The sequence below is a fragment of the Streptomyces sp. KL109B genome, assembly GCF_030766935.1.
Classification (GTDB): domain Bacteria; phylum Actinomycetota; class Actinomycetes; order Streptomycetales; family Streptomycetaceae; genus Streptomyces.
The window spans coordinates 329926-343007 of sequence record NZ_JASERL010000003.1 but is presented as its reverse complement, the minus strand read 5'-3'; the positions used below and the strand labels follow the sequence as shown (position 1 = coordinate 343007).

Annotated in this window: 12 protein-coding genes; 5 read left to right on the top strand and 7 right to left on the bottom strand. The window is 73.8% G+C overall.

Going from position 1 to position 13082, the window contains the following annotated elements; all coding sequences use genetic code 11:
- Positions 1–97: 97 nt before the first annotated feature.
- A complete protein-coding gene (locus RBJ65_RS12885; protein ID WP_306318342.1) occupies positions 98–541 on the top strand; it encodes an SH3 domain-containing protein in 444 nt (147 codons plus the stop codon).
- A gap of 27 nt (positions 542–568) precedes the next feature.
- Here the strand turns inward: RBJ65_RS12885 and RBJ65_RS12880 are convergent, their stop codons facing one another.
- Entirely contained in the window at positions 569–994 is a 426-nt protein-coding gene (locus RBJ65_RS12880) for a hypothetical protein (protein WP_306318343.1), read from the bottom strand.
- 100 nt (positions 995–1094) lie between these two features.
- Between RBJ65_RS12880 and RBJ65_RS12875 the strand changes: the two genes are divergently transcribed.
- Complete coding sequence (locus RBJ65_RS12875) at positions 1095–1730, top strand: NAD(P)-dependent oxidoreductase (RefSeq protein WP_306318344.1); 636 nt, start codon at positions 1095–1097, stop codon at positions 1728–1730.
- On the opposite strand, the gene RBJ65_RS12870 is transcribed toward RBJ65_RS12875, so the two are convergent.
- The 5 genes from RBJ65_RS12870 to RBJ65_RS12850 all read right to left on the bottom strand — a co-directional run bounded on the left by RBJ65_RS12870 (position 1658) and on the right by RBJ65_RS12850 (position 7455).
- A complete protein-coding gene (locus tag RBJ65_RS12870) occupies positions 1658–2983 on the bottom strand; it encodes a PP2C family protein-serine/threonine phosphatase (protein ID WP_306318345.1) in 1326 nt (441 codons plus the stop codon). The two genes, RBJ65_RS12875 and RBJ65_RS12870, sit on opposite strands and share 73 nt — an antisense overlap.
- A gap of 72 nt (positions 2984–3055) precedes the next feature.
- Positions 3056–4486: a helix-turn-helix domain-containing protein gene (locus RBJ65_RS12865; protein ID WP_372341239.1), complete on the bottom strand. Its 1431-nt coding sequence runs from the start codon at positions 4484–4486 to the stop codon at positions 3056–3058.
- A 37-nt stretch (positions 4487–4523) separates the two neighbouring features.
- Positions 4524–5369, bottom strand: a complete 846-nt coding sequence (locus tag RBJ65_RS12860) for a ParB/RepB/Spo0J family partition protein (protein ID WP_306318347.1) — start codon at positions 5367–5369, stop codon at positions 4524–4526.
- On the bottom strand, positions 5369–6154 hold the full coding sequence (locus RBJ65_RS12855) for a ParA family protein (RefSeq protein WP_306318348.1): 786 nt from the start codon (positions 6152–6154) through the stop codon (positions 5369–5371). Before RBJ65_RS12855 ends, RBJ65_RS12860 begins: the two co-directional genes overlap by 1 nt.
- 59 nt (positions 6155–6213) lie before the next feature.
- Positions 6214–7455, bottom strand: a complete 1242-nt coding sequence (locus RBJ65_RS12850; RefSeq protein ID WP_306318349.1) for an MFS transporter — start codon at positions 7453–7455, stop codon at positions 6214–6216.
- Positions 7456–7563: 108 nt separating this feature from the next.
- Between RBJ65_RS12850 and RBJ65_RS12845 the strand changes: the two genes are divergently transcribed.
- Complete coding sequence (locus tag RBJ65_RS12845) at positions 7564–8493, top strand: LysR family transcriptional regulator (RefSeq protein WP_306318350.1); 930 nt, start codon at positions 7564–7566, stop codon at positions 8491–8493.
- A gap of 69 nt (positions 8494–8562) precedes the next feature.
- The gene (locus tag RBJ65_RS12840) at positions 8563–9528 is read left to right on the top strand and encodes a S8 family peptidase (protein WP_306318351.1); all 966 of its coding nucleotides are present in this window, start codon (positions 8563–8565) and stop codon (positions 9526–9528) included.
- Between the two features lie 12 nt (positions 9529–9540).
- On the opposite strand, the gene RBJ65_RS12835 is transcribed toward RBJ65_RS12840, so the two are convergent.
- Positions 9541–11373 carry a DUF6049 family protein gene (locus RBJ65_RS12835; RefSeq protein WP_306318352.1) on the bottom strand — a complete coding sequence of 611 codons (1833 nt, stop codon included), beginning with the start codon at positions 11371–11373 and terminating at the stop codon, positions 9541–9543.
- A gap of 459 nt (positions 11374–11832) precedes the next feature.
- Between RBJ65_RS12835 and cbiE the strand changes: the two genes are divergently transcribed.
- Entirely contained in the window at positions 11833–13074 is a 1242-nt protein-coding gene (cbiE, locus tag RBJ65_RS12830) for a precorrin-6y C5,15-methyltransferase (decarboxylating) subunit CbiE (protein ID WP_306318353.1), read from the top strand.
- Positions 13075–13082 lie beyond the last annotated feature (8 nt).

The following is a 13082-nucleotide window of genomic DNA, read 5'->3' as shown; positions in this document are numbered from 1 at the left end:
GAGCGCTCCGGTGGAGCAGTGGGCCGAACGGGTGTTTCCTGGACGTGGGGAGACGTGGGGAAGTGGAGATCCGGGGGCTCACCCCAGGAGGCCGATCATGCGCCGAATCACGCGCCGAACCACTCCGGCCCTTGCCGCCGCCGGGCTCTTGGCGGGCGGGCTGCTCGCCGTCACCGCCGCGGCCCCGGCCGGCGCGGACAGCAGCGGGGGCGACGTCGTCTGGGGGACCGTCGTCTCCCGGTCCGACCTCAATCTGCGGTCGGGTCCCAGCACCTCGGCGTCCGTCGTGTACCGGCTCGCGCCGGGCAGCCAGGACCGTATCGAGTGCGCCGCGAACGGCTCGTCCGTGAACGGCACGTCGACCTGGTACTGGTTCACGGGCGCCCGCGGCTGGGCCAGCGCCGCGTACGTCGACACCGGCGGCCACGGCGTGCCGAGCTGTACGACCGACGGGCCGCGGTCCGATCACGACCGCGACCACGGCCCGAGCGGTTGGTGGTACCGGGAGACCGAGACCCGGGAGTTCGGCGTCTGGTACTAGAACGTACGTTCTAAACGGCCCTGGTTGCTACACCGGCGCGTACTCGCTCGCCGAGTAGTACCGGTAGTACGTCGCCACGAACGTCGACGCCCCGACGATCAGGCCGAGCATGATCGACCACAGGATCGCGGGATCCGACAGGCTGTGCAGGAAGCCGATCGCGATGCCCGCGAACGTGCCCCAGGCCGAGGCCCGCGCGAGGAAGTGCCGGCCGGACTGCCCCTTCGACCAGTGGTGGATGCCGAAGGTGAGCGCCGCGACGACGATCCCGGTGACGAAGCCGAGCGCGATGTTGCCGCCGGTGACCTCGCCGCCGAAGCGGTCGATCGCCGCCGCCCAGAATCCGTACGCGATGCCGGTCAGGACCGGGACGACGAAGGCCGCGCCGGTCGGGGAGAGCGCCGCGCCACCGGGGGCGGAGCGTCCGGGTGCGGGTGCCGCGTGCTGAGCCATGACGGGCTCCTTTCTGACAGGCCCCCCGCCCCTCCATTGACCGCTCGCGGCGCGTCCTTCGCAACATGCGCGGCGGCGCACACCGTGCTTCGCTGAGCGCATGAACATCCTGCTCCTCGGCGCCACCGGCATGGTCGGCAGCCGCATCGCCGCCGAGGCCCTGGGCCGCGGCCACAGCGTGACCGCCGTCAGCCGCTCGGGGAACTCGCCCGTCGACGGGGTCACGGCCGTCGCGGCGGACGTCGCCGACGCGCAGCAGCTGTCCGGACTCGCGGGCGGGCACGACGCCGTGGCCTCCGCCCTCGCGCCGCCGCGCGACGGCACGGACCCGGTCAAGCCGTTCCTCGCGCTCAACCAGTCCGTGGTCGCCGGGGTGCGCGGCTCCGGCGTCGCCCGGCTCGTGGTGGTGGGCGGGGCGGGCAGCCTGGAGGTGGCGCCCGGCGAGGCGCTCGTGGACCAGCCGGGCTTCCCCGACGCGTACCGCGGCGAGGCGCTCGCGCACCGGGACGTGCTCACGTATCTGCGGACGGTCGACGACCTGGACTGGACGTACATCTCGCCGGCCGCGGAGATCGGCCCGGGGGAGCGCACCGAGGAGTTCCGGGTCGGCGGCGACCGGCTGATGAAGGACGCGGACGGCGAGAGCCGGATCAGCGCCGAGGACTACGCGCTGGCCTTCGTCGACGAGCTGGAGCGCGACGCGCACTCCAGGAAGCGGATGTCGGTGGCGTACTGAGCCTCGGGCTCGGCCGCGGCCCCGGACTTCGGCCGGGGCTGGTACAGCTCGGCGTCCGCCTCGTCCAGGTACGGCGCGCGCTCCGCGGTCCTGCGGATCACGGTGATCGCGGCGTCGTCGCTCGGCGGCCCGTACCGGTGCTCGTGCAGGTCCGCCGCCAGGCGCCGCAGCAGCGCCTCGGGCGGCTCGTGCGCGGTGCGCTCGGTGACCAGGCGCGGCAGCCGCTCCCGTACGGGATAGAACGTGCCGCCCGCGTCGCGGCACTCGGTCACGCCGTCGGTGAAGAGGATCAGCGTGTCCCCGACGCCGAACGGCAGCCGGGCCACGCGGGGCGCCGCGCCACCCAGCATTCCCATGCCGAGCGGCAGCCCAGCCGGGAGGTCCGGGGTGCGCACCTCGCCGTCGGCGGTGACGACCAGCGGCGGCTCGTGCCCGAAGTTGACGACGTCCACGTACTCGGCGGACGTGGGCGGGAAGTTCAGCAGCAGCCCCGTGGAGAACGCGTCCGTGAGGCCCTCGTCGTGGGTGAGCCGGTTCCAGGCGCTGTAGCGCTCCATGGCGACTTCGAGGCGCCGCGCGACCTCCTCGATCCGCTCCTCGTGGAACGCCGCCTCCCGGAACGCGCCGAGCAGCCACGCCGACGCGGACACCGCGGGCAGGCCCTTGCCGCTGACGTCGCCGAGGACCGCGCGCACGCCGTACGGCGAGGGCTGGAAGTCGTACCAGTCGCCGCCGACGCGGGCCGCGCGGGCGGCGGGCTGGTAGAAGTCGGCGATGCGCAGGTCCTCCATGCGCTCGGGCAGGCTGCGCATCACCGCGCGCTGGGTGGCCTCCGCGATGTCCGTGATGGCCTGCACACGGGCCCGCTGCTCCTCCCTGCGGCGCGCGATCAGCACGCCGAGCAGCCCGCCCGTGCCGATCATCAGCGGCCCGAACACGGCCCAGTCGCCGCTGGTGGGCAGCGGCTCCACGGCCTGTAGCCCGATGTAGACGCAGATGAGCAGCCCGGTGGTGACGGCCGTGACCCCGACGGACGCGAAGACCGCCACGAGCACGGGCACCAGGCCGAGCAGGGCGCGGGCCCGGAAGTCGTCGGGGGTCGCCATGTCGAGCGTGACGATGATGAGCGCCATCACCGCGACGAGCAGTCCCACGGCACGCCAGCCGCCCGTGGGGCGTGAGACCGAGGGAATCGCGCCACGGATCGAGGACTGGTAGTGGCCGACAGAGCCACGGGCGTCGTGGGATGACATCACGTAAGAGCATGCGGGGCATTTGTCGCGGGCAGTAGGGACCAAGGTCCGTACGGGGGTGAGATGCGGGTCTCAGTGCACCGGCACGGTCACGAAGCGCGACGTCACGTGCAGGTCGGCCGCGATGCGCTGCGCGGTCTCCGTGAGCGCCTCCGTCCACGCGTCGTCGTCCCCGCGCCCCTGGTGTGCGGTGACGTCGAGCGCGGACACGACGCGGCCCGCCCGGTCCCGCACCGGCACCGCGATCGACCGCAGCCCGTCCTCGGGCCCGTCGGCCGCGGCCCGCTCGCCGCCCGCGCTCAGCAGCCGCCCGGCGGCCGTGTCCGCGGCGGGCAGCCGGGAGCCGACGCCGATGTCGACGCTCATGACCCGGCGCGGCGTCACCCGCGCCGTGCACCGCACCCGGTCCCCGTCCGGCACCGAAAGCCCCACGGACTCGCCGAGCCGCTCCGACAGGGCCGCGAGGTGCGGGGCGGCGATGCGGGGGAGCGTGGTGCGGGAGAGCGGGGCGCAGCCGAGGGCGAGGACGCGGGGGGTGAGCCGGTACGTGCCGTTGTCGCGGGTGACGTAGCCGAGGTGTTCGTACGTGATGAGGGCGCGGCGGGCGGTGGCGCGGGCGAGTCCCGTGCGGGTGGCGATCCGGGTGAGGGTCAGGGCGGGGGCGGCGGCGTCGTAGGCCGTCAGTACGCGGAGGCCTCTGGCGAGGGACTGGATCGTCGCGGGAGCGTCCTCCTGCGTCTCGGGGCGCTGCCCCGGATCCCGCTGCTCAATCGCCGCAGGGGCTTGAACGGGATGCGCCAGTGCCGCTTCCATCTCGCGTACGGATCGCTCCAAAGGCCCCCGTACCGCACCCGGCAACTCCTCCGCCGTATGCCGGCTCGTGTGGCTCACCACGCTCACCGCGCACACCACCGCCCCGTCCGGCCCCCGCACGGGAACCGCCACCGCCACGAGCCCCGGCTCCACCAACTGGTCGTCGACCGCCAGCGGCAACCCCTCCCGGAACACCAGCCCCGGCGCGCACCCGTCCCCCGGCAGGGCATCGCCCACCCGGAAGCTGATGGACAGCGCCCGCCTGCGCAGCACCTGGTGGACGAAGCGGATGTCGTCGCCGTCGGGGACCGCGATGGATACGGATTCGTCGAGCTCGTCCGCGAGCCGGTCGGCGAGCGGGCCAAGCAGCCCCGGCACCCGCAGCGCGTCCAGGCAGGCGTTGGCGACGGCCATCAGGGGCGGGGCGAGGGTGGCGTCGCGGCCGTCGAGGCGTACGAAGCCCAGGTGGGCGAGGGTCGCGCAGATCCGGTCGACCGTGGAGCGGGCCAGGCCCGTGGCGCGGGCGAGATCGGCCAGGGCGAGCGTGCCGGCCGGGTCCCCGGCGGTCCCCGCGGTCTCGGCGTCCGTGAGGATCCGCAGCACGTCGAGGCCGCGCATCAGCGGGGCGACGGCCTCGGCGGGCGGCTGCGGGGGCACGGGCGGGGACGGCACGGTCGGGACTTCGAGCACGGGGCCACGGTAGGCGACCGCGGCGACCGCGCGGCGACTATCGGCCCAGCAGTTCGATGATGCGGTCGAGGGTCGCGGGGGCGAGATGGCGACGGAGCGCCTCGACGACATCGTCCGGGGTGCCCCGGCTGTCGATCTTGATTACGCCGTAATCGCGGCCGCGCTTCTCCTTGCGGGCGGAGGGGACGGTCGCGGTGGCGTCCGGTTCGCCGGGGAGCAGCTGCTCGTCCTGCGGGAGGCGGGCGATGCGGCGGGCGTCCTCGATGGAGACCCGGCCGTCCGCGAGGGCCTCCTGGATGTCCTCGCGCAGCTTCATCAGTGACAGGCGCTGCGAGATGAAGCCCTGCGTCTTGCCGATCCGGGCGGCGACCTGGCGCTGCGAGTAGCCGTAGGAGCTGATCAGGCCCTGGATGGCCTGCGCCTGCTCCAGTTCCGTGAGGTCGTCGCGCTGCACGTTCTCGATCAGCGCGTCCTCGTCGGACCGCGTGGCGTCGTCCCTGACCAGGACCGGAACCTCGTCCAGGCCCGCCATTCTGGCCGCCGCGAGCCGCCGGTGGCCGTGCAGGACGACGTACGGGGCCTTGCCGACGGCCTCCTTGTGGTGCGGGCGGGCCGCGAGGAAGACGGGGGCGGGGACGACGCCGAGGGCCTGCAGGACGCCGCGTTCGCGGACCGTTTCGGCGAGTCCTTCGAGGTCGCGCAGTTCGTGGCGCGGGTTGTCCGGGTTCTCGGCGAGGTCGCCGATGGGGACGGTGAGCGGCTTGGTGTCGGGGCGTCTGCGCTGGGCGGGCGCCGCGGCCGCCCGCCCCTCGTCGGCCCCGTTCTCCGAGGTCCCGGACTTCTCGGAGGACAGCAGCGAGGAGAGGTCGGTACGGCGGCCCATCAGGCGTTCACCTTCTTCTTCGTGCGCTTCGTGGTCGTACGCGAGGACTTCTTCGACGCGCGGGTCGGTGCCGGGATCGCCGCGAGGCCGACCTCCAGGGCGAGCCGGAAGAAGTCCTCGCGGGCCTGGAGCGCGACCTTGTTGGCGCCGTACTGCGTGACGACGAGGCCGTCCGCGCTGGCCCGCGTGTGCAGCTTGTAGTGGCGTACGACGGTGCGCGCGAGCGGCCAGTCCTGGCCCTCGACGAACGCGCGGGTCTGCGCCAGGTCGGCCTTGCCGTCGCGCGGGTCCCAGTTGTTGATGACCACGCGGAAGGGCAGCCCGCGCGGCTTCACGACGCGCTCCACGGTGCGCTGCGTGGGCTGGAAGCCGAGCGGTTCCGGCTCGATGGGGACGATGACGTCGGTGGCGTTGGACAGCACGGCGCGCAGCGCGTCGGCCGCCGCGCCCTTGCCGAGGGGGTCGGCCCCGTCGTCGTCGGCGAGGTCGAGCCAGCCCGGCGTGTCCACGAAGACGTGCTCGGCGGACGGGATGCGGGACAGCGCGGCGAGCCCCGACAGGTCGTCGTGGGCCTGCACGAAGTCGAAGGGGAGGCCGTCGCCGACCCGCTCCGACCACCACACGGCCGAGCCCTGCGGGTCGATGGAGACGGCGACGACGGGCGGGCGTTCGGCGTCGGGGGCGCCCGCGCCGAGCACGTCGGCGGTGACGGCCGCGAGGTTCACGGCGAGCGTGGACTTACCCACGCCGCCTTTCTGATTGAGGATCACGTGTACGTGTGCCACGAAAGCTCCCTCACTCCATGAACCGGAAAATCCGGCTTATTTGGGGCGGTTTGTCCGTGTCACTCTGGCAGCGTGGGCGCCTCGGGGCGGGGTGTACACGCCGGGGAACGCAGGCCCCGCAGCAGCAACCAGGGCGTCGCGAGCGCCAGCACCCCGGCCAGCACGAGCGCCCCGCGCGTCCCGAGCAGCGCCGCGAAGCCGCCCCACACCAGCGTCAGCGCCGCCGTCACGGCCCGCTGGGTGACGGTCCAGGCGGACAGCACCCGCGCCACCCGGTCGTCGTCCGTGAGCCGCAGCCGCTCGGCCGCCATGACCGGGGCGAAGACCGCGCAGCACGTGATGAGCCCGAACTCCACGCCCACCACGACGAGCATCCCGCCCACCCCGGGCCCCACGAACGCGAGCCCGACCGGCCAGCACGCCCGCGCAACCCCGCTCACCAGGAGCACCCGCCGCTCCCCGTACCGCCGCACCAGCGGCGTCGTGAGCCGGGAGCCGACGAGCCCGCCCAGACACGGAACCCCGAAGACGAGCCCGTACTGCCAGGGGGCGAGGCCCAGTTCGTCGAGGAGCAGCACCGCCATGAGCGGGGAGCCCACCATGATGAGGGCGTTGACGAGGCTGTTGTTGAGGAAGAGGGCGCGCAGCCGCGGCTGCCGCCACAGGTGCCGCCAGCCCTCGGCGATCTCGGCGCCGCTGAACCGGCCGCGCGCACCGGCACGCGCGGGAGGCGGCTCGGGCGCGCGGATGGCCCGCACCCCGACCGCCGAAAGGACGTAACTGACGGAGTCGAGGAGCACGGTCGTCAGCGGCCCGAACGCCCCGATCAGCGCGCCGCCGAGCGGCGGCCCGAGGGCCGTGGCGGTCCACTGCGTCGTCTCGAAACGGGCGTTGGCGGGCAGCAGGCCCTCGCCCGGCACGAGCGCCTTGAGGTGCGCGCCGCTCGCCGCCCGGAACACGATGTCGGCGGCGGCCACGACGACGGAGACCACGACGAGTTGTACGAAGCTCAGCGCGTCCAGGGCGTACGCGAGCGGCAGTGTGAGCAGCGCGGCGCAGCGCACCAGGTCCGCGAGGATCATCACGGGCCGCTTGCGCCGGAACTCGATCCACGGCCCGAGCGGCACCGCGAGCAGCGCGCCGACCGCGAGCCCGGCCGCCGCGAGGAACGACACCTGCGCCGCACTGCTGTCCAGCGCCAGGACGGCGACGAGCTGGAAGGCGTCGAGCGCGAGCATCGACCCGGCGGTGCTCACCGCGAAGGCGGCCCACAGCCACCCGAAGTCCCGCCCGAGCCGCATGCCCGCCCTCCCGCTCCCGTGTCCGACCGGGCGATACAAGCGGTCGACGGCACGCCGCGGCAAACAACCGGCACCCATATCCGTACAACCAATGGTTGTATAGAGAGCGTGGACCAAGAAGCCGTACGCACCTTCCTCGCCGTCGCCGACGAGGGGCAGATCCAGATCGCCGCCGCCGAACTCGGCATCACGCAGCAGGCCGCCTCCAAGCGCGTCGCCGCCCTGGAGCGGGAGCTCGGCGTGCGGCTCTTCACGCGCACCCCGCGCGGGGCGCGGCTCACCCTCGACGGCGAGACCTTCCTGCCGCACGCGCGGGAGCTGCTGACGGCGGCGGGGCGGGCCGTCGACTCCGTGCGCGGCGGCCGGCGCCCGCTGCGCGTCGACGTGCTCGCCGCCAACGTGATCACCAACGGCGTCGTCCAGGACTTCCACCGGGCCCACCCGCACCTCCCGCTCGACGTCGTCGCCCTCGGCCGGAGCGGCAAGGACGCGCTCGCCGCCGTACGGGAGGGGCGCCTCGACGCCGCGTTCTGGACGCGGATCGTGCCCGAGGAGCGGCTGCCGCAGGAGGTGCGCAGCGCCCGCGTCATCGACGAGCCGGCCATCCTCGTCACCGGCACGGCACACCCCCTGGCCGACCGGACCGAGGTCACCCCCGCCGAGCTGGCCGGGCACCGGATCTGGATGCCGGGGATGCTGAAGGGCAGTGAATGGGCCGCGTATTACGAGGAGTTGGAGCGCGCCTTCGGTCTCACCATCGACGTCGGCGGTACCACCTTCGGCGGCGGGCATCTGCTGCGCACGGTCGCGGCGGCCGACGACGTGGCCACCATCATGGGCACCCGCACCCCCCTCACCCGGCCCACCGACATCGAGCTCCGCTTCGTCCCCGTACGCCGCCCGACCCCGCTCTACCCGCTGTCGCTGCTGTGGCGGGCCGACAGCCGGCACCCGGGGCTCGCGGCGCTCCTGGCGTATCTGACGGACCGGTACGAGGCGCCGGAGGGCGGCGACTTCTGGACGCCGCGGTGGGCGTGACAACGGCCGCGTAGCCCACACGGCTGGCCACCACATGCGTGAGGCGGCGGGGGCCCGCAGGCTCGGAGCATGCGCATCCGTACACCGCTCGTCGCCGCCACCGTCGCCAGCCTTCTGCTCCTGACCGCCTGCGGGGACGACAGCAAGCCGGACCCCATGCGGAGCGACCAGTGGGCGCTCGACGCGATCAAACTCCCGGACGCCTGGGACACGTCGAAGGGCGACGACACGACCATCGCCGTCGTCGACTCCGGCGTCGACCTCGACCACCCCGACCTCAAGGGCAGGCTCGTCGACGGACACGACTTCGTCGACGGCGACGACGAGCCCAAGGACCTCAACGGCCACGGCACCCACGTCTCCGGCATCGCCGCCGCCCACACCGACAACGGCGTCGGCATCGCGGGCGGCGCCCCCGGCGCCAAGATCATGCCGGTGCGGGTGCTCGGCGCGGACGGCTCCGGCTCCAACGGCAACATCACCAAGGGCATCGTCTGGGCCGCCGACCACGGCGCCGACGTCATCAACCTCTCCCTCGGCGAGGGCGTCCTGATGACGAAGCTGCTCCAGGGCGGCATCCTCAACCAGGCCATCCAGCACGCCCACGACAAGGGCGCCGTCGTCGTCGCCGCGGCCGGCAACGACGGCGCGGACACCCAGCCGTACAAGGTCGAGACGCCGGTCATCGTCGTCGGCGCCAGCACCGAGAAGGGGGTCCCGGCGAGCTACTCCAACTTCGGCGCGGAGCAGGCGGTCTCGGCCCCCGGCGACAAGATCCTTTCCACCCTCCCGACGTACAAGTCGAAGGAGACGCTGAAGGACCAGTCCGGCTACGGGGAGCTGTCCGGTACGTCGATGGCGGCGCCCTACGTGTCCGCGCTCGCGGCGCTCCTGCACGACGAGGACCTGGACCCGGACCAGATCATCTCCACGATCCGCGAGACGGCCACCAACCCCAAGAACAACGACAAGCTGGGCCTGGGAATCGTGGACGCGCAGGCGGCGGTGAAGAAGGCGGACGACAAGGACGACTAGGGACCCAGGGACCTAGCCCTTGTCGTCGGACGTGGCGGACTCCTCGCCCTGGCCGTTCCCGTTCCCGTTCCCGTTGCGCTTGCGTACGCGGCGCATGCGGAAGACCGCGGCGAGGACGATGAGTCCGACGCCCGTGGCGACGACGGCGATCGCCCCGGAGGACACCGACGTGACGTCGACCTCGAAGGTCATCTCGTCGCCCCACGGCTTGCCGTCGCTCGTCGTGTAGAGCCGCGCCGTCAGATGCGCCTTGCCGTTGGCCTTCGCGGTGACGTCGAGCTGGGAGGTGTGGCTCGCGGAGCCCTCGGCGGACACGGAGATCCTGCCGTCGTTGACCTTGAGGCGCTCCGAGTCGCTGGACGTGACCCGCAGTTCGAGCCCGGAGACCGGCTGCTGCAGCGCGTTGTCGACGGTTACGGGGATCGAGGCGTCGCCCGACGTGACGGTGACGGTGGTCTTCGGCACGAGCCGCAGCGAGGTCACGGACGTCGCCAGGAAGTCGCTCGTACGCTCCTGGAACGTCCGCTGCGCCGCGTCCTCCTCCGCCCGCCAGGCGGTGGCGAGGGCGCGCGCCATCGCCGCGTGCACGGACGCCGTGGTGTCCTTCGGGTCGGCGAGCACCTTGGACAGGGTGGCGAGACCGTCCAGATCGCTCGCGGCACCGGTCAGCGCGCTCTTGCCGAGCTCGCTGTCGCGCAGCCTCGACGGGTACGCGGACGGGGTCGCGGCCGTGCCCTTGACCGGGTCGTCGTCGGCCGTGCGGATGTCGTCCAGGTCCAGCCAGCCGTCGTCGGTGCCGTCGTCGATGGCGGCGCCGAGCGCGTTAGCCGCCGTGCCCGAGAGGTTGCGGGGCGGGACGACGACCGGGCGGGCGTTCGCCTTGAGGAGCGCGGCGATGTGGTCGACGGTGGCCTTGTCGGCGGCGTCGGGGCTGGTGGAGGCGCTGGGGGAGGGGGACGCGGTATCGCCGGAGGCGGACGGCGACGGCGACGCGGACGAGGAAGTGGAGGAAGTCGAGGGGGAGGGGGAGGTTTCCTGGTCCTTGACGCGGGCGAGCGCCGTCGTGAGGTCGGCCTCGTAGGGCAGCGCGGTCGCCTCGTCGTCCTCGCCGCCGTTCACGGTCACCGGGTCGGCGCCCGCGGGGGTCAGCCCCTGCCCGGAGGTGAGGACGCGGGTGACGCCGAGCTTCGCGCCGAGCGCGGTCACTTGGGAGTCGAGCGCGCCGTCGGCGGGCCAGCCGAGCCCGGAGCGGGTGCTCGTGTCGAGGATCCGCTCGACCCGTTTCTTCGCGTCGGCCGCGAGCCCGGACACCACCTCCGTGAGGTCGTCGGTGTCGGTGCCGGGGTGGTGGGCGAGCGAGGCGAGGTCCGTGTCGGCGTACGGCAGCAGCCACACCTCACGCCCCTCGACGGCCTCCTTGAGGTCGGCCAGCCAGGCGCGGGCCGCGCTCGCGCCGGTCCCCTCCGTGGTGTCCTGCGGATTGCTGGAGCCGGCGCTCTTCGCCACGCGGTACCCGGTGGACATCTCCTGCGCGGCGATCACCAGGTCCGGGTCGAGGACCCAGCTGACCTCGCGGCCCTTGCCGGCGTCGACGACCTCGCGGAGCCGGCCGCCGTGGGCGAAGAGGCCGGCGAGCGAGTCGTCGTCGAAGACGGCCTTCGCGGTGGGCCCGGAGCCGAGGGCTGCCGCCGTCATGTGCGGGGTGGCGGTCACCGGCCAGACGACGGCCGTCTGTACGGTGTCGCCGTCCGCGGCGGTTGCCTCCGGTGTAGTGCCGGGCAGGGCCGCCGCCCCGGCCACCATGGCGGTCACGACCCAGGCCCGTGCCGCTCCGTATCCCGCCATGTCGTCCTGCCTCCCGGAGTTGGTCAACCGTTCCTGAGCTAACACGGTGCCGCCACCACGAGCGGGAACCGCACCAGCCTGCGGCGCGTCGGAGCCCGTCGTGCCTTGCCCACCGTGCCGCCAAATCAAGCCTGCGGCGATTGGGCAGCGGGGCCCGGGGCAGAGCCCCGAGTCTTTTCCAGCCCCGCGGGCGCTTGAGGCGCGGGGTCCGGGGCGGAGCCCCGAGTCTTTTCCAGCCCCGCGGGCGCTTGAGGCGCGGGGTCCGGGGCGGAGCCCCGTGTCCGTAACGTCGGTTCGGCCATGACAGCCCCGCCGGCGCTTGAGGCGCGGGGTCCGGGGCGGAGCCCCGAGGCCGCAACCACGGTGCCGCGGCACCGGTCCGGCCAGGGCGGAGCCAATGTCGCCCGATAGAGTGCGGGGTCCGACCCCGACGCCCTTGACGCCCCGAGGTACCTGGCAGTGACCCCCACGAACCCGGCCCCACCGCGGGCGACCGTCGTAGGGATCGGCGCCGACGGCTGGCCGGGCCTGCCGGAGGCCTCGCGCGCGGCACTCCGCACCGCCGACGTCGTCATCGGCGCCCCCCGCCAACTCGCCCTCCTCCCCCCGGAGTGCAAGGCCGAACGCATCCCCTGGCCCACCCCCCTGCGCCCCGCCGTACCGACCCTCCTCGCCCGCCACGCAGGCCGCCGCATCGCGGTCCTGGCCAGCGGCGACCCGATGTTCTACGGCATCGGCCGCACCCTGACCGAGACGGTCGGCGCCGCCGCGATCCACGTCCTGCCGCACCCGTCCTCCCTCTCCTACGCCTGCGCCCGCCTCGGCTGGCCCGTCGAGGAGACCGAGGTGGTCACCCTGGTGGGCCGCCCGGCCGACCGGCTCACCGCCGCGCTGCACGACGGCCGCCGCGTCCTCGTCCTCTCGGCGGGCGCCGACACCCCCGCCGAGGTGGCGAAGCTGCTGGCCGAACGCGGCTTCGGCCCGAGCCGCCTGACCGTCCTCGAACGCCTCGGAACCGCGGAAGAGGCCACGTACGAGGGCACGGCCGAGACCTGGACGCACCCGGCCGCCGACCCGCTGAACGTGATCGCGGTCGACTGCCGCCGCGCCCCCGACACCCTCCGCCTCGGCGCGACGCCCGGCCTGCCCGACGCCGCGTACGAGAACGACGGCCAGCTCACCAAGCGCCACGTCCGCGCCGCGACCCTCGCCGCGCTCGCGCCCGCCCCCGGCGAACTGCTGTGGGACATCGGCGGCGGCTCCGGCTCGATCGGCATCGAGTGGCTGCGTACGCACCCGTCCTGCCGCGCGTACGCCGTGGAACGTGACGCGGAGCGCGCCGCCCGCATCGAACGGAACGCGGCCCGCCTCGGCGTCCCGGGCCTCACCGTCGTGACCGGCCCCGCCCCGGCCGCACTCACCGAACTCCCGCCCCCCGACGCCGTGTTCATCGGCGGCGGCCTCACCGCCCCCGGCCTGCTGGACGCCTGCTGGGCGGCGCTCGCGCCGGGCGGCCGGCTCGTCGCGAACACGGTCACCCTCGAATCCGAGGCGCTGCTCGCCGACCGGTACCGGCGCCACGGCGGCGAGTTGGTGAAGCTGTCCGTCGCGCACGCGGTGCCGGTCGGCGGCTTCACGGGGTGGCGGCAGGCGATGCCGGTCACGCAATGGTCCGTAACGAAGACGAACGAAGACAGCTGACAGGGGTT